Origin of the sequence: Stenotrophomonas sp. AN71 (assembly GCF_050435725.1) — a bacterium.
GTDB lineage: Bacteria > Pseudomonadota > Gammaproteobacteria > Xanthomonadales > Xanthomonadaceae > Stenotrophomonas.
In genome coordinates this window covers 34,866-49,209 of record NZ_JBNDKU010000003.1, presented here as the reverse complement: position 1 = coordinate 49,209, position 14,344 = coordinate 34,866, and the positions used below count along the sequence as shown (strand labels likewise).

Sequence of the window (14,344 nt, the reverse complement as noted above, 5' to 3'; positions counted from 1 at the left end):
CAAATGATGCCGTGGTGAAAATATGGTCAGCGTTGCGCTGGTTTTCCACATGCGATGTGGACGGCAGTGCAGCGAACCTGTGGATAGGTGGCGCGGAGCCTTGTGGCAAGGGCGTTGCCGTGGGGTGGTGAAAAAACCGTCAGGGCTGATCGGGATCATTGCGGGTGCACAGGTCGCATGGCACCGTGGCGCCGTCGCAGGAGGGGATGGCATGGGCATCGGCAAAGGGATGCAGGGAGTCGGACTGGCGGGCCTCGGCCTGCTGGCGGGGTGTGGACAGGCGCCGCCGGCCGCGCTGGGTACGCTGGAGTGGGATCGGATCACGGTGCCGGCACCGGCGGCTGAAGTGATTGCCACGGTGGAGGTGCGCGAGGGCCAGCCGGTCAAGGCCGGGGCGTTGCTGATGCAGCTCGACCCGGCCCGTGGCGATGCGCAGTTCGCCGCTGCGCAGGCCGACACCGTGCGTGCCCAGGCGCAGCTGGAGGAACTGAAGATCGGCCCGCGCCAGGAGCAGATCGCGCAGGCCCGGTCGCAGCTGGCCGCACTGCGCGCGCAGGCTGCAGAAGCCAGTGCCTACTACCGGCGGGTGCAACCGTTGGCGCGACAGCGCCTGATCGCCGCCGCCGAGCTCGACCGCGCCCGTGCCGCCGCGGGCAATGCCGAGGCCAGCGCGCGTGCCGCCGAGCAGGCCTGGCTGGAGCTGGTGCACGGCAGCCGTGCGCAGGACATCGCCCAGGGACAGGCCGCAGCGGACGCCGCGCACGCGCAGCAGGTGGTGCAGGGCGTGAACCTGCAGAAGCTGCAGCTGCGTGCGCCTCGCGACGGCGTGGTCGACGCCTTGCCCTACCGGCAGGGCGACCAGGCGCCGGTCGGGGCACCGCTGGCGGTGATGCTGGTCGGCGACCGTCCCTATGCGCGCGTTTACCTGCCACAGCCGTTGCGCCTGCAGGTGAAGGTCGGGCAGGCGGCGCAGGTACAGCTGGAAGGGGGTGGCACTGTCCTCAAGGGGCATGTGCGCGCGATCCGCAGCGAGCCTTCATTTACGCCGTACTACGCCCTGACCGGTGATGACATTGAACGCCTGAGCTATCTGGCCGAGATCGAAGTGGACGGGAGCAGCGACATGCAGAAGCTACCGGCCGGCCTGCCGGTGCGGGTGAGCTTCTGAACACCGGTGATGACATTGCAGTGCATGCGCAGGGCCTGACCCGCCGCTTCGGCGATCTGCTGGCGGTGGACAACGTCGACCTGACCGTGCCACGTGGTCAGGTCTATGGCTTCCTCGGCCCAAATGGTTCGGGCAAGTCGACCACCATCCGCATGCTGTGCGGCCTGCTGGAACCCAGCGCGGGGCAGATCGAGGTGCTTGGGCTGGCCGTGCCGCAGCAGGCCGAAGCGCTGCGCAGGCGCATCGGCTACATGACCCAGCGCTTTTCGTTGTACGAAGACCTGTCGGTACGCGAGAACCTGGAGTTCCTCGCCGCCATCCAGGACCTGCCGCGTACGCAGGCCCGGCAGCGGGTTGATGCACTGCTGCAGCAGTACCGGCTGCAGGACCGCCAGCCGCAGCTGGCCGGTACGCTCAGTGGTGGGCAGAAGCAGCGCCTGGCCCTGGCCGGCGCCGTTGTGCACGCGCCCGAACTGCTGTTCCTGGATGAGCCGACCAGCGCGGTCGATCCTGAGTCGCGTCGCGATTTCTGGGAAGCGCTGTTCGAACTGGCCGATGCCGGTACCACGGTGCTGGTCTCGACCCACTACATGGACGAAGCCGAGCGCTGCCACCGGCTGGCGATCCTGGATCGCGGCGCGTTGGTGGCCGATGGCACACCGGCCGAACTGTGTGCAGCGCTGCAGGGACGCACATTGCAGGTCACCGCCTCGCAGCCGCGCCACGCCAGCCGCGCGCTGGCCGAGATGCCCGGCGTGCTGAGCGTGGCGCAGATCGGCACGCAGCTGCGTGTGCTGTGCAGTGAAGACGCGGCCGACATGGCGTCGTTGCAGCGCGCCTTGGCCAGCGCCGATCCGCAGGCCCGTATCGAAACGGTGGCACCGAACCTGGAAGACGTGTTCGTCGCCGCGACCCGGGGTCGCGGCCGGGAGCCGGCGGCATGAACCTGCGTCGGCTGTGGGCCATCATGCTCAAGGAGCTGCGCCAGCTGCGCCGCGATCGCATCACCCTGGCGATGATCGTCGGCATTCCGGTGATGCAGCTGCTGCTGTTCGGTTATGCGATCAACCTCAATCTGCGCCACCTCGATGCCGGTATCGCCGACCAGGCCAACAGCGCCGCCTCCCGCGCACTGGTGCAGGACATGGTCGCCACCGGCGTGATCACGCCGCGCAGTGAAGCGTATAGCCCGGACCAGCTGATGCAGGCGCTGCGTCGCGGCGAGATCAGTGTCGGCATCGTGGTGCCAGCGGATTTCGAGCGCCGTCGCTTCGACGGTCGCGAAGCGGTGCAGGTGCTGGTTGATGGTAGCGACACCGTGGTGCAGAGCGCAGCGATCCAACTGGCGCAGGTGCCATTGGACCCGCGCCCGACCAGCAACACGCGGCCGCTGCGCGAGGGCAGCATCGCCAGTGGTCAGGTCAGTGTGATCAGCTTCTACAACCCGCAGCGGCGGTCTGCGGTGAACATCGTGCCCGGCCTGATCGGGGTGATCCTGACCATGACCCTGGTGATGTTCACGGCCGTGGCAGTGGTGCGCGAACGCGAGCGCGGCAACATGGAGTTGCTGATCGCCACGCCGGTGTCGCGCAGTGAACTGATGGTCGGCAAGGTGCTGCCCTACGCAGCGATTGGCCTGCTGCAGACTACGCTGGTGCTGGTGCTGGGCACCTGGCTGTTCCAGGTGCCGATCCGCGGCAGCCTGCTGGATATCTACCTGGCCGCGGTGCTGCTGGTGCTGGCCAACCTGGCGCTGGGCCTGCTGATCTCCACGCGTGCGCGCTCGCAGTTCCAGGCGATGCAGATGACGTTGTTCCTGTTCCTGCCGTCGATCCTGCTGTCGGGCTTCATGTTCCCGTTCGCGGGCATGCCGCGGCCGGTGCAGTGGCTGGCCGAAGTGCTGCCGCTGACCCACTTCCTGCGCCTGGTGCGCGGCATCATGCTGCGCGGTGCCTCGCTGTGGGAACTGTGGCACGACGCGCTGGCGCTGCTGGTCTTCATCGTGGTGATGATGACGCTGGCGATCCTGCGCTTCCGCAAGCGCCTGGATTGAGGGCACGGGGTCGGATCCCCGCAGGGGCTCCGACCCGGGGGATCATTCCGCCACCACCCGTGCGCGCAGCGAATTGGTCAGCGCCTCGGTGATCACCACGTCCACGAACTGGCCGATCAGCCGTGCCGGCGCCGGGAAATTCACCGAGCGCATGTTCTCGGTCTTGCCGGTCAGCTCATTCGGATTCTTGCGCGAGGGGCCGTCCACCAGCACGGTCTGCACGGTGCCGACCATCTTCTCTGAAATGCTGGCGGCATGTGCATTGATGCGTTCCTGCAGGCGCGACAGGCGCGCGTGCTTCTCGGCATCGCTGATGGTGTCTTCCAGGTCCGCCGCCGGCGTGCCTGGGCGACGCGAATAGATGAAGGAGAAGCTGTGGTCGAAGCCGATGTCCTCGATCAGCTTCAGGGTCTTCTCGAAATCGGCATCGGTCTCGCCGGGGAAGCCGACGATGAAGTCCGAACTGATCGAGATGTCCGGGCGCACCGCGCGCAGCTTGCGGATCTTCGACTTGAATTCCAGCGCGGTGTAGCCGCGCTTCATCGCCGACAGCACGCGGTCGCTGCCGGCCTGGACCGGCAGGTGCAGGAAGTTGGCCAGCTGCGGCACGTCGCGGAACGCATCGATCAGCGAATCGCTGAACTCCAGCGGGTGCGAGGTGGTGAAGCGGATGCGGCCGACGCCGTCGATCTCGGCAATGGTGCGGATCAGCAGACCGAGGTCGGCGAACTCGCCATCGCCATACGGCCCGCGATATGCGTTGACGTTCTGGCCGAGAAGGTTGATCTCGCGCACGCCCTGCGCGGCCAGCTGCGCCACTTCCACCACCACGTCCTCGAACGGACGGCTGACTTCGGTGCCGCGGGTGTAGGGCACCACGCAGAACGAGCAGTACTTGGAGCAGCCCTCCATGATCGACACGAACGCCGAGGCACCATCGGCGCGCGGTTCCGGCAGGCGGTCGAACTTCTCGATCTCGGGGAAGCTGATGTCGACCTGCGGGCGCTTCTGCTCGCGGCGGGCGCGGATCAGTTCCGGCAGGCGGTGCAGGGTCTGCGGGCCGAACACCAGGTCCACGAATGGCGCGCGCTTGATGATCGCTTCGCCCTCCTGCGAAGCGACGCAGCCGCCGACGCCGATGATGACCTCGCGGCCCTTGTTCTTCAGGCCCTTCCACACGCCCAGCTGGCTGAACACCTTCTCCTGCGCCTTCTCGCGGATGGAACAGGTGTTGACCAGAATGACGTCGGCGTCGTCCGGGCTGTCGGTCAGTTCCAGGCCATCGCTGGCGGCAAGCACGTCGGCCATCTTGGCTGAGTCGTACTCGTTCATCTGGCAACCGTGGGTCTTGATGTACAGCTTGCCTTTGACCTGGTCGGGCTTGCGTGGACCAGCGGGCAGGGCAACGAGCGGGGTTTCGCCCGGTGTGGCGGGCGGAAAGACGTCTGGCGTCCCGGTCATGGCGCTTAATCCATTCGGGTGGCGGGAAAGCGGGCAATTCTACCCGCATCCCGGCGCGTGCGCCGCGTTCATGTAGAGCCGATGAATTCAGTAGAGCCAGGCCATGCCTGGCTGCATTCGAGGGGTTCATCCAAGCACGGCGTGGATCTACTGCAACCCCGGTTAGGCCGCCACCAGCTCCGCATCGATCTGCCGTGAACGGTCGAACGCGGTCAGCGCGCCGATCCGGTCCACATAGGCGCGGGTGGCCGGTGCCAGCTGCACCAGCCCGAACTCGCTGGTCCACTTCAACGCGTTGCCCCACAGCACGTCGGCCGCGCTCATCACCTCGCCGAGCAGGCAGGGGCCCTGAGCCAGCTGGGCTTCGATCACCTGCAGCACGGTCTCCGCATCGTTGTAGGGCGACATCAGGCGCGGCGGCGGTTCGCGGTGCATGGCCTTGTCGATCATCGCCGGCTCGAAACAGGCGCCATAGAAGGCCATCCAGCGCAGGTAAGGGCCGCGCAGGGCGTCGCCGATCGGCGGGGCCAGTCCGGCTTCCGGGTACAGGTCGGCCAGGTACAGGTAGATCGCTACCTGCTCGGTCACCAGCGCACCGTTGTGGACGATGGCCGGCACCTTGCCCATCGGGTTGATGGCCAGATAGGCCGGGGCGAGATTGGCGCCGGCCTTCAGGTCCAGCACCTGCATGCGGTAGTCGGCGCCCAGTGCTTCGAGCAGGGCCACGGCGCCGCTCGAGCGTGAACGGGCGGCGTGGTACAGGGTGATCTGGCGGGATGTCATGGCGGTGCTCCTTGCGATGGGTGGTGAACGGGAGGCCATCCTGGGGCACTATTGCGGACGACTTCTGTCCTCGATTCCTCATGCGCCATACCGCTCATCGACTGCTGCGCCTGATCGCCCTGCTGCAGGCCCGCCGCCAGTGGTCGGGGGCCGAGCTGGCCGAGCGCATGGGCGTGGACCGGCGCAGCATCCGCCGCGACATCGAGCGCCTGCGCGAACTGGGCTACCCGGTGCAGGCCTCGGCCGGGGTCGGCGGTGGCTACCAGCTCGGGGCCGGGGCGCCGGTCCTGCCGATGCTGCTGGACGAAGAAGAGGCGACCACCCTGGCCATCGCCCTGCGTGCGGCGTCGGCGACCGTTGCCGGCATCGACGACACCGCCCGTGGCCTGTTGTCCAAGCTCGATCCTCTGGTGCCGACCCGCCGCCGCCAGCAGGCCGGTGAGGTGCACGCAGCGACCGCCACCCTGTCCGAACTGCCGTCCACCGACGCACGCCTGCTCGGCCGCCTGGCCCAGCACTGCCGGCAGGCCGCACGGCTGGCCTTTGAATACCGCAGCGCGCAGGATGCGGTGACCCAGCGCGAGGTCGAGGCGCAGCACCTGGTGAACTATGGCCGGCGCTGGTACCTGCTGGCCTGGGACGTTGGGCGGCAGGACTGGCGCACGCTGCGCGTGGACCGGATGGGCGCGGTACGTGAATGCTCCGAACCGGGCCTGCATCGGCGCCCTCCGGCGCCACCGGACGTGATGGTGCGACAGGCAGTCAGCCAGGCGCCGTTCGCGCTGCAGGCCGTCCTGCGCCTGGCCGGCAGCCGCGCCGAACTGGAAGGCCGCATCCCGCCCTGGTGCGGCGTGCTGGAGGCGGATGGTGGCGACCATTGCCTGCTGCGCATGGGCGCCGAGAGTCGCGGCATGATGCTGGCGCAGATCCTCAGCCTGGACCGGGTTCCGGTGGCGCTGTGGACCACGCCGCCAGAACTGCGCGACGAACTGGCGCAGCGCCTGGCCGGGCTCGGGAAGGTGCTGGCTGTGCCGCCGGTCACAGGCTGAGCCTTATCGCTTGGCAAGCCCCGGCGAAGCTGGGACACTCGCCGCCATGAAGGGGATACTGGGGACAACGGCGATCATCATCGCTGCGCTGACCGCTGCGCCGGCCAGCGCCGGTAGCCTGTACAAGTGCCAGGGCGCCGATGGCGTCACCAGCTATGTCAGCAAGCGTGTGGCCGGGGCCCGCTGCAGCACCATCAGCTACAGCCGCGATACCCGCCTGACACCCCGCCCGGTGGCGGCCGCACCGAAACCCGCGCCGACCACGGTGGCCAGCATCGAACGCAATCCGGTTGCGGTGGCGGCCAGTACGGTGGCACCGGCAGCGGTCGTGCCCACGCCGGCACCTGCAACGGTATCGGCAACACCGGCCGTCTCACGCGGCGGGCGCATGGTAAGCGGCCAGGTCTATTCCTTCATGAAGGATGGCGTACGCCATTACACCAGCGCGCGGCCGACCCAGCTGGCCAGCCTCGGCCCGGTGCGCACCATCCGCTACAGCTTCATGGAGCGCTGTTACGCCTGCGGGGCCAACCCGCGCGTGGACTTCGGCTCGGTGCGGCTGAACACCACGGCCTTCCAGGGTGAGATCGCCGCCGCCGCGCGCGAGTTCGGCGTGGAAGAGGCGGTGGTGCGCGCGATCATCCATGCCGAGTCGGCCTACAACCCGACCGCGCTCAGCCGCGCTGGTGCGCAGGGCCTGATGCAGCTGATGCCGCCGACCGCGGCCCGCTTCGGGGTGGGCGATTCCTACGATGCCGGTCAGAACATCCGTGGCGGCGTGCAGTACCTCGCCTGGCTGTTGAAGCGCTTCAACGGTGACCTGACCCTGGCGGCGGCGGGCTACAACGCCGGCGAAGGTGCGGTCGACCGCCATGGTGGCGTGCCGCCCTACAGCGAGACCCAGTACTACGTGCGCCGGGTCGGCCAGCTGGCCGAGCGTTACCGCACCGCCCTGAGCCACCAGTAGGTGCCGACCGTTGGTCGGCACACCCTTGATAATGCAGGTGCCGACTGTCAGTCGGCACGCCTTTGAAAGAGTTGTTGCAATGCGTTGTGTGGCGCGCGACGGTTCCGCTACACTCGCCCATGATTCACGCGGCTCTGGCCCCCACCGGACCGCCGCTGGCAGCCTTAAAGCTACCTAATCAATATCGGAGTGCCGGATGGCCAACGATGGGGTACACGATCCAGTCAACACCGGACGTCGGCGTTTTCTTTCTGCCACCACTGCTGTGGTTGGCGCCGTCGGCGTCGGATTCACCGCCGTTCCTTTCATCAAATCCTGGAACCCCAGTGCCCGTGCCAAGCTCGCCGGCGCACCGGTGGTGGCCGATATCAGTGCCCTGCAGGAAGGCCAACGCCTGATCGTGGAGTGGCGCGGCCAGCCGATCTGGATCGTCAAACGGTCCAAGGCCATCCTCGATGCGCTGCACGGTCTGGATGGCCGACTCAAGGACCCCGAGTCCGGCGAGAAGGACCAGCAGCCGGAGTACGTGCTCAAGCAGAACCCCGAGCTGCGCTCGATCAAGCCGGATATCTCCGTGCTGGTCGGCCTGTGCACGCATCTGGGCTGCTCGCCGGAAATGGTCGCCGAGATCCGGCCCGAACCCTATGACCCGCAGTGGAAGGGCGGCTATTTCTGCCCCTGCCACAAGTCGCGCTTCGACATGTCCGGCCGCGTCTTCAAGGACGTTCCGGCGCCGATCAACCTGAAGGTGCCCGCGCACCATTACCAGGACGACAACACCATCATCATTGGTGTCGATCCGCAGGGGGCTGCCTGATGGCCAATATCCTCAGCCGTACCGCCAGCGGCGTGGCCGACTGGGTCAATGCCCGCGCGCCGGGCCTGATGCCGGTCTACCGCAAGCACGTCAGCGAGTACTACGCGCCGAAGAACTTCAACATCTGGTACTACTTCGGTTCGCTGGCGCTGCTGGTGCTGGTCAACCAGATCGTCACCGGCATCTTCCTGACGATGCATTACAAGACCAACGCCGCCGAGGCGTTCGGCTCCATCGAATACATCATGCGTGATGTGGAGTGGGGCTGGTTGATCCGCTACATGCACTCCACCGGTGCCTCGCTGTTCTTCATCGTGGTCTACCTGCACATGTTCCGCGGCCTGCTGTATGGCAGTTACCAGAAGCCGCGCGAGCTGGTGTGGATCCTCGGCATGCTGATCTACCTGGTGCTGATGGCCGAGGCCTTCATGGGCTACGTGCTGCCGTGGGGCCAGATGTCATTCTGGGGCGCCAAGGTGATCATCTCGCTGTTCGGCGCGATACCGGTGATCGGCAACGGCCTGACCGAATGGATCATGGGCGATTACCTGCCCAGTGACGCCACGCTCAACCGCTTCTTCGCACTGCACGTCATCGCGCTGCCCCTGGTGCTGTTGCTGCTGGTGGTGCTGCACCTGGGCGCGCTGCACGAAGTGGGTTCGAACAACCCAGATGGCGTGGAGATCAAGAAGGGACCGAAGGGCAACCGCTGGTCGCCGAACGCGCCGGCCGATGGCATTCCGTTCCATCCGTACTACACGCTCAAGGATGGCGTCGGCGCCGGCTTCCTGCTGATCATCGCCGCCTTCATCATCTTCTTCGCCCCGGCCTTCGGCGGCCTGTTCCTGGAGCACGACAACTTCACCGAGGCCAACCGCCTGGTGACCCCGGAGCACATCAAGCCGGTCTGGTACTACACGCCGTACTACGCGATGTTGCGCGTGGTGCCGAACAAGCTGGGCGGCGTGCTGGTGATGTTCTCGGCCATCGCGATCCTGTTCCTGGTGCCGTGGCTGGACCGCGCGCGTGTCAAGTCCTACCGTTACCGCGGCGTGCTCTCGAAGGTGCTGTTGGCGGTGTTTGCAGTGTGCTTCGTCTGGCTCGGCGTGATCGGCTCCGGCCCGGGCACTGACGTGCACGAAACCTACATCGGCCGGGTGCTGACCTTCCTGTACTTCGCGTTCTTCATCACCATGCCGCTATGGACAAGGTTGGACAAGACCAAGCCGGTACCGGAGAGGGTGACCACGCATGACTGAGCGCTGGATGGTCCGGCTGGCCCTGGCGGCCACCCTGATGCTGGGCAGTTTCCTGGCCTCCGCCGCCGAGGGCGGCACCCCGCTGCTGCAGGCGGGCAACGACCTCGGTGATCGCGCGTCGCTGCAGCGCGGCGCACAGCTGTACATGAACTACTGCTCCGGCTGCCACGCGCTGAAGTACCTGCGCTATTCGCGGATGGCGCAGGACCTGGGCCTGACCGAGGAAGAGGTGATGAACAACCTCAACTTCACCGGCTCGGCGATCGGCGACCCGATCCCGGTGGCGATGCCCAAGGAGAATGCCGAGAAGTGGTTCGGCAAGATGCCGCCGGACCTCAGCCTGATCTCGCGGGTGCGCGGCAGCGACTGGGTCTACACCTACCTCAAGTCGTTCTACCTGGACAGCAGCCGGCCGCTGGGCTGGAACAACGCGCTGTTCGCCAACGCCTCCATGCCCAATCCGCTGTGGGAGATGCAGGGCCTGCAGCATGCCATGCATGGCAAGCCCGAGGTGCCGGGCATGGACCCGCCAGTGACGGGGCTCAAGATTGAAACCCCTGGGTCGGTCGATGCCGGCCAGTACGACCAGGCGGTGCGGGACATCACCAACTTCCTCGAATACGCCGGCGAACCGGCCGCCCTCAAGCGCCAGCAACTGGGCGTGTGGGTGATCCTGTTCCTGGCGCTGTTGACCTTCCTGTTGTACCTGTTGAAGAAGGAATACTGGAAGGACGTTCACTGATTCTGCCGCCGAGCATCACATGGGCCTATTGGCTTTTGTGATGGTCGGTTGCACACTCGGGGAGGAGTCGACCGCTGGCACGGTGCTGGCGGCGCCGATGCGGCAGGCGGTCTCCTGTCGTAGGAGAGCCTTTGATGGCGGCGAGCGTGCGCATGCGTAATACATTGACGCTGTTTTCCTCGAACGACGACGTACTGTGCCACCGGGTGCGCCTGGTGCTGGCGGCCAAGGGAGTGACCTTCGACTTCGTTCCGGTCGATCCGCAGAACCCGCCCGAAGACCTGATCGATCTCAATCCGTACCACTCGGTGCCGACCCTGGTCGAGCGCGAACTGGTGCTGTACGCCGCATCGGTGGTCAGCGAGTATCTGGATGAACGCTACCCGCATCCGCCGCTGATGCCGGTCGATCCGCTCTCCCGTGCGCGCATCCGCCTGGCCATGCTGCGCATCGAGCACGACTGGGTGCCGCAGGTGCAGGCCATCCAGCTGGGCAACAAGTCCCAGGCCGAGGCCGGACGCAAGCGCCTGAAAGAGCTGCTGACCGCGTCTCTGCCGCTGTTCAAGGCCAGCAAATTCTTCCTCAACCCGGAAATGAGCCTGGCCGACTGCGCGATGGCACCGATCATCTGGCGCCTGCAGTCGCTGGACGTGCCGTTGCCGAAGGATGGCAAGGCGATCGAGGACTATGGCAACCGCATCTTCCGCCACCCCGGTTTCGTCCGCAGCCTGACCGATCAGGAAAGAAAACTGCGCGACCTGCCGGTCTGATCCGGCGGCGGCATTCCCGTCTGCACGCCGACCCGCGTGCAGGCGATCTGCCCCGGCGGGGCGCCGGGCGCGTACACTTCACGCATGACCGAAGACTTCTTCCACATGACCAGCCACCGCCCCTATCTGCTGCGGGCGCTGGTGGAATGGATCAATGACAACCAGCTGACCCCGCACATCCTGGTCGACGCCGGCGTCCCCGGCGTGCAGGTCCCGCCTTCGGCGGTCAAGGACGGCCGGGTTGTGCTCAACATCGCCGAACGTGCCGTCGTGCGGCTGATGATCGACAACGAGATGGTGAGCTTCTCGGCGCGCTTCTCCGGTACCAGTTACCCGGTGCAGGTGCCGATCAGCGCCGTGTTGGCCGTCTACGCCCGCGAGACCGGGCAGGGCATGGCGCTGCCGGATGACATCCCGGGCAACGAGACCGCACCGGCCAGCGACGAACTGCTGCACGAGGAAGGCGCGCCGCCGGACGATACGCCGCCCGCCAGCCCGCCGCCGAAGGGTCGCCCGAACCTGCGCGTGGTCAAATAACTATTCCGACGCCGCCCCGATGGGCGGCGTTTTTCATTGGGTGGTTCAGTGGTGGGTGCCGACCGTTGGTCGGCACACTTTCAACCCTTACACATCCTCGGCATCGTCCACATCCGGCCGGATCTGGCTGATCCGCGCCGCGCCCGGGCCGGTGAATGAGATCAGCTGATCGCCGCGCAGCACCATGCGCCCCACATGGCGGTCGATGCCGTCGTAGGAATACTCAAACTTGAAGGTGCGCTCGAAACCGAGCCGGCCGTCCTCGCCGCGCGACAGGCGCAGGCCGGTGGCGTGCACGGCCTGGTCCAGCCACTGCACATTGGCGGCGCGGCAGGCATTGCGGCCCAGCTCGACGGCGCGCTCGGCAGCTGAGCGTGCCGCGTTCCAGAAGAAATAGATGATTCCGCCGGCAATCAGCAACAGCAGCAGGGTGGGCATGGCGTCAGCCGTCAGGTGTCGATCCTGCCAAGATGGCGGCGAATACGCGCAGGATCAAGCGTCGGCATCACCGCGTCGGCTGTGGCGGGACGATCACTGGCTGCGGTGTTGGAGCGGGCTGCACCGGAGTGGCGCTCGATGACGGCATCAGCAGGGGGGCGCTGGCCGTCAGCTGCAGCAGCGCCGCCCAGTCCTGGCGGTTGAAACTGCACTCATCCTCGCGGCCAGGCGTGCAGCTGGGATCGATGCCGGTGCTGTTGCGCTCGCGAGCCGGCGGCAGCTGGATCAGCCCGGTGCGATCCAGCGGCAGCAGCCGCATCGCCACGGTGTTCATGACATTGCCGCCGACCAGGTACAGAGTCTGGTCGCCGCCGAGATTGGCCGCCACCACCACTTCGCAGTGCGATTTCCAGTGCCCCACCGAGCCATTGCCGAGCGCCTGCACCAGTCCGCTGTAGCTGAGCGTCGTGCTGCGGTCACGCAGGAAGCACAGCAGATCGCCCGGTGCCGGCTTGGCCGTGGCCGGATCGACCAGGCGGTAGGGCACGCCCGAGGGGCCACCCTGGTACGCGGCACGGATATAGTCGATATGGCGCGGCGAGGTAGTGAAGCCGGGCACACCGGCACGCACCATCACCCACGAAATAAAGGCTGCCGACCATGGGTTGTCGACCAGGAACGCGCGGCAGTCGCTGTCGGTGTAGCGCGTGCCCAGCGGCGCCAGGCAGCTGCTGGCACCGGCGATGCTGCCCATGGCATTGAGCGTGCCGCTGTCGCGCCAGTAGCCGGCCACGCGCTGCCAGGCGATCAGGCCGTTGTCGGCCAGATGCTCGCTCTCGGCTTCGGTGACGCTGAGGCTGGCGGCGCGGCCATCACGATCGATGAAGGGGCGGAACCAGAGCCGGTGTTCGTTGCAGGCGGTATTGCGGATGGCGACCGCCAACGGGCTGAGGCCGAAGCGGGGCGGCACATCGCAGGCTTCGGCGGCAGCTGCGGACAAGGGGGTGGCCGCCAGCAGCAGGCAGACAGGCAAGAGCGTCCGGCGCATGCGCGGCTCCTGTGGGGGATGACCGCAGCGTCGCAGTGCCGTCGTGAACGCCGGGTGTGAGGACGGGGTCAGATCCCTTTTCCGCTGGAAAAGGGATCTGACCCCAAGCCCGGCCTCAAGCCGGCGGCGGGCCCAGCTTCAGCGACAGGTCGATGGCCTGCACATGCTTGGTCAGTCCGCCGATGGAGATGCAGTCCACGCCATCTTCGGCGATCGAGCGCAGGCCGCCCAGGCCGACGCTACCGGAGACTTCCAGCGGGATGCGGCCGGCAGTGATGCGCACCGCTTCACGGCGCAGGTCGGGGCTGAAATCGTCCAGCAGGATGCGTTCGCAGCCGGCCTCCAGTGCCTGCCGCAACTGCACCAGGTCTTCGACCTCGACCACCAGCGGCAGAGCAGGCCACTGCCGGCGCGCGGCGGCCACGGCAGCGGCCAACGAACCGGCGGCGCGGATGTGGTTTTCCTTCAGCATCACCATGTCGTACAGGCCGAAACGGTGGTTTTCGCCACCGCCGCACCGCACCGCGTATTTCTGGGCCATGCGCAGGCCGGGCAGCGTCTTGCGGGTGTCGAGGATGCGCGTGCCCGTGCCGGCCACGGCGGCCACGTAGCGGGCGGTGGTGGTGGCGGTGCCGGACAGCGTCTGCAGGAAGTTCAGCGAGGTGCGCTCGGCGCTGACCAGGCTGCGGCTGTGCCCATGCAGCAGGGCCAGCACGGTGCCCGCAGCGACCGCATCACCCTCGGAAATGCGCCATTCAATGCGCACGTCCGGATCGAGCGCGCGGTGGGTGGCGTCGAACCAGGGGCGGCCGGCGATCACGGCGTCCTGCTTGCACAGCAGGTAGGCGCTGTCGGCCTGATCGGGCAGCAGGGCGGCGGTGACGTCGCCGCTGCCCAGGTCTTCGGCCAGGGCACGCGCGACATCGGCGGCGACCACGGCCGCATCCGGCGTCGGCAGCGTGCTCATGCGGCAGGGAAGTCGGCGATCTGTGCGGTCGGGATGGCTTCCTCGGCCAGCAGCACCGGGATACCGTCGTCGACGCGGAACACCTGCTTGCGGTCACGGGTGACCAGCGCCTCGCGCAACGGCTGCGCCAGCGGGTTGCCATCGGCCTTGTTCACCGCGCCGGTGGAAATGGCCTTGTTGAGCGCTTCCAGGCCCTTGCCATCCAGCAGGGACAGGGGCTGGCGGGTGTCCGGCGACACCAGCAGGTCGAGCAGCTTGCGATCCATGGTTCTTCGTCTTGCGTGG

The 14,344-nt window shown here is 67.1% G+C and carries 16 protein-coding genes; 10 read left to right on the top strand and 6 right to left on the bottom strand.

Annotated elements, in window-relative coordinates; translation table 11 throughout:
• The first annotated feature begins 211 nt into the window (after positions 1 to 211).
• The 3 genes from ABH900_RS06220 to ABH900_RS06210 are packed head-to-tail and all read left to right on the top strand — an operon-like array spanning position 212 to position 3,221.
• Positions 212 to 1,168 carry an HlyD family secretion protein gene (locus ABH900_RS06220; RefSeq protein ID WP_429622034.1) on the top strand — a complete coding sequence of 319 codons (957 nt, stop codon included), beginning with the start codon at positions 212 to 214 and terminating at the stop codon, positions 1,166 to 1,168.
• 20 nt (positions 1,169 to 1,188) lie between these two features.
• Positions 1,189 to 2,112: an ATP-binding cassette domain-containing protein gene (locus ABH900_RS06215; protein WP_429622033.1), complete on the top strand. Its 924-nt coding sequence runs from the start codon at positions 1,189 to 1,191 to the stop codon at positions 2,110 to 2,112.
• Positions 2,109 to 3,221, top strand: coding sequence for an ABC transporter permease (locus ABH900_RS06210; protein WP_429622032.1), 1,113 nt, complete (start codon positions 2,109 to 2,111; stop codon positions 3,219 to 3,221). The genes ABH900_RS06215 and ABH900_RS06210 overlap by 4 nt, the downstream gene beginning before the upstream one ends.
• 42 nt (positions 3,222 to 3,263) lie before the next feature.
• Here the strand turns inward: ABH900_RS06210 and miaB are convergent, their stop codons facing one another.
• Complete coding sequence (gene miaB / locus ABH900_RS06205; RefSeq protein ID WP_429622031.1) at positions 3,264 to 4,682, bottom strand: tRNA (N6-isopentenyl adenosine(37)-C2)-methylthiotransferase MiaB; 1,419 nt, start codon at positions 4,680 to 4,682, stop codon at positions 3,264 to 3,266.
• A 162-nt stretch (positions 4,683 to 4,844) separates the two neighbouring features.
• On the bottom strand, positions 4,845 to 5,465 hold the full coding sequence (locus ABH900_RS06200) for a glutathione S-transferase family protein (RefSeq protein ID WP_429622030.1): 621 nt from the start codon (positions 5,463 to 5,465) through the stop codon (positions 4,845 to 4,847).
• Between the two features lie 80 nt (positions 5,466 to 5,545).
• On the opposite strand from ABH900_RS06200, the gene ABH900_RS06195 reads away from it, so the two are divergent.
• The 7 genes from ABH900_RS06195 (at position 5,546) to ABH900_RS06165 (ending at position 11,606) form a co-directional block, all read left to right on the top strand.
• The gene (locus tag ABH900_RS06195) at positions 5,546 to 6,514 is read left to right on the top strand and encodes a helix-turn-helix transcriptional regulator (RefSeq protein ID WP_429622029.1); all 969 of its coding nucleotides are present in this window, start codon (positions 5,546 to 5,548) and stop codon (positions 6,512 to 6,514) included.
• Between the two features lie 46 nt (positions 6,515 to 6,560).
• The gene (locus ABH900_RS06190) at positions 6,561 to 7,481 is read left to right on the top strand and encodes a transglycosylase SLT domain-containing protein (RefSeq protein ID WP_429622028.1); all 921 of its coding nucleotides are present in this window, start codon (positions 6,561 to 6,563) and stop codon (positions 7,479 to 7,481) included.
• 196 nt (positions 7,482 to 7,677) lie between these two features.
• The gene (petA, locus tag ABH900_RS06185) at positions 7,678 to 8,298 is read left to right on the top strand and encodes a ubiquinol-cytochrome c reductase iron-sulfur subunit (RefSeq protein WP_010486121.1); all 621 of its coding nucleotides are present in this window, start codon (positions 7,678 to 7,680) and stop codon (positions 8,296 to 8,298) included.
• Positions 8,298 to 9,557 (top strand): cytochrome b, encoded by a 1,260-nt coding sequence (locus ABH900_RS06180; protein ID WP_429622027.1) that lies wholly within the window; start codon positions 8,298 to 8,300, stop codon positions 9,555 to 9,557. The genes petA and ABH900_RS06180 overlap by 1 nt, the downstream gene beginning before the upstream one ends.
• Positions 9,550 to 10,299, top strand: a complete 750-nt coding sequence (locus ABH900_RS06175) for a cytochrome c1 (RefSeq protein WP_429622026.1) — start codon at positions 9,550 to 9,552, stop codon at positions 10,297 to 10,299. The genes ABH900_RS06180 and ABH900_RS06175 overlap by 8 nt, the downstream gene beginning before the upstream one ends.
• Positions 10,300 to 10,433: 134 nt before the next feature.
• Complete coding sequence (locus tag ABH900_RS06170; protein WP_429622025.1) at positions 10,434 to 11,069, top strand: glutathione S-transferase N-terminal domain-containing protein; 636 nt, start codon at positions 10,434 to 10,436, stop codon at positions 11,067 to 11,069.
• 84 nt (positions 11,070 to 11,153) lie between these two features.
• Positions 11,154 to 11,606 (top strand): ClpXP protease specificity-enhancing factor, encoded by a 453-nt coding sequence (locus tag ABH900_RS06165; RefSeq protein WP_429622023.1) that lies wholly within the window; start codon positions 11,154 to 11,156, stop codon positions 11,604 to 11,606.
• Positions 11,607 to 11,693: 87 nt separating this feature from the next.
• Here the strand turns inward: ABH900_RS06165 and ABH900_RS06160 are convergent, their stop codons facing one another.
• The 4 genes from ABH900_RS06160 to ABH900_RS06145 form a co-directional block, all read right to left on the bottom strand.
• A complete protein-coding gene (locus ABH900_RS06160; protein ID WP_429622022.1) occupies positions 11,694 to 12,044 on the bottom strand; it encodes a DUF3301 domain-containing protein in 351 nt (116 codons plus the stop codon).
• A gap of 67 nt (positions 12,045 to 12,111) precedes the next feature.
• Entirely contained in the window at positions 12,112 to 13,092 is a 981-nt protein-coding gene (locus ABH900_RS06155; RefSeq protein ID WP_429622021.1) for a DUF2272 domain-containing protein, read from the bottom strand.
• Positions 13,093 to 13,207: 115 nt separating this feature from the next.
• On the bottom strand, positions 13,208 to 14,059 hold the full coding sequence (gene nadC / locus ABH900_RS06150) for a carboxylating nicotinate-nucleotide diphosphorylase (RefSeq protein ID WP_429622020.1): 852 nt from the start codon (positions 14,057 to 14,059) through the stop codon (positions 13,208 to 13,210).
• The gene (locus tag ABH900_RS06145; protein WP_032128883.1) at positions 14,056 to 14,325 is read right to left on the bottom strand and encodes a Trm112 family protein; all 270 of its coding nucleotides are present in this window, start codon (positions 14,323 to 14,325) and stop codon (positions 14,056 to 14,058) included. Before ABH900_RS06145 ends, nadC begins: the two co-directional genes overlap by 4 nt.
• Positions 14,326 to 14,344 lie beyond the last annotated feature (19 nt).

Excerpts from the sequence above, each read along its gene's own strand:
- ABH900_RS06220 (WP_429622034.1), top strand. The coding sequence starts at position 212 with ATGGGCATCGGCAAAGGGATGCAGGGAGTCGGACTGGCGGGCCTCGGC.
- ABH900_RS06210 (WP_429622032.1), top strand. The coding sequence starts at position 2,109 with ATGAACCTGCGTCGGCTGTGGGCCATCATGCTCAAGGAGCTGCGCCAG.
- miaB (WP_429622031.1), bottom strand. The coding sequence starts at position 4,682 with ATGACCGGGACGCCAGACGTCTTTCCGCCCGCCACACCGGGCGAAACC.
- ABH900_RS06200 (WP_429622030.1), bottom strand. The coding sequence starts at position 5,465 with ATGACATCCCGCCAGATCACCCTGTACCACGCCGCCCGTTCACGCTCG.
- ABH900_RS06195 (WP_429622029.1), top strand. The coding sequence starts at position 5,546 with ATGCGCCATACCGCTCATCGACTGCTGCGCCTGATCGCCCTGCTGCAG.
- ABH900_RS06190 (WP_429622028.1), top strand. The coding sequence starts at position 6,561 with ATGAAGGGGATACTGGGGACAACGGCGATCATCATCGCTGCGCTGACC.
- petA (WP_010486121.1), top strand. The coding sequence starts at position 7,678 with ATGGCCAACGATGGGGTACACGATCCAGTCAACACCGGACGTCGGCGT.
- ABH900_RS06180 (WP_429622027.1), top strand. The coding sequence starts at position 8,298 with ATGGCCAATATCCTCAGCCGTACCGCCAGCGGCGTGGCCGACTGGGTC.
- ABH900_RS06175 (WP_429622026.1), top strand. The coding sequence starts at position 9,550 with ATGACTGAGCGCTGGATGGTCCGGCTGGCCCTGGCGGCCACCCTGATG.
- ABH900_RS06170 (WP_429622025.1), top strand. The coding sequence starts at position 10,434 with ATGGCGGCGAGCGTGCGCATGCGTAATACATTGACGCTGTTTTCCTCG.
- ABH900_RS06165 (WP_429622023.1), top strand. The coding sequence starts at position 11,154 with ATGACCGAAGACTTCTTCCACATGACCAGCCACCGCCCCTATCTGCTG.
- ABH900_RS06160 (WP_429622022.1), bottom strand. The coding sequence starts at position 12,044 with ATGCCCACCCTGCTGCTGTTGCTGATTGCCGGCGGAATCATCTATTTC.
- ABH900_RS06155 (WP_429622021.1), bottom strand. The coding sequence starts at position 13,092 with ATGCGCCGGACGCTCTTGCCTGTCTGCCTGCTGCTGGCGGCCACCCCC.
- nadC (WP_429622020.1), bottom strand. The coding sequence starts at position 14,059 with ATGAGCACGCTGCCGACGCCGGATGCGGCCGTGGTCGCCGCCGATGTC.
- ABH900_RS06145 (WP_032128883.1), bottom strand. The coding sequence starts at position 14,325 with ATGGATCGCAAGCTGCTCGACCTGCTGGTGTCGCCGGACACCCGCCAG.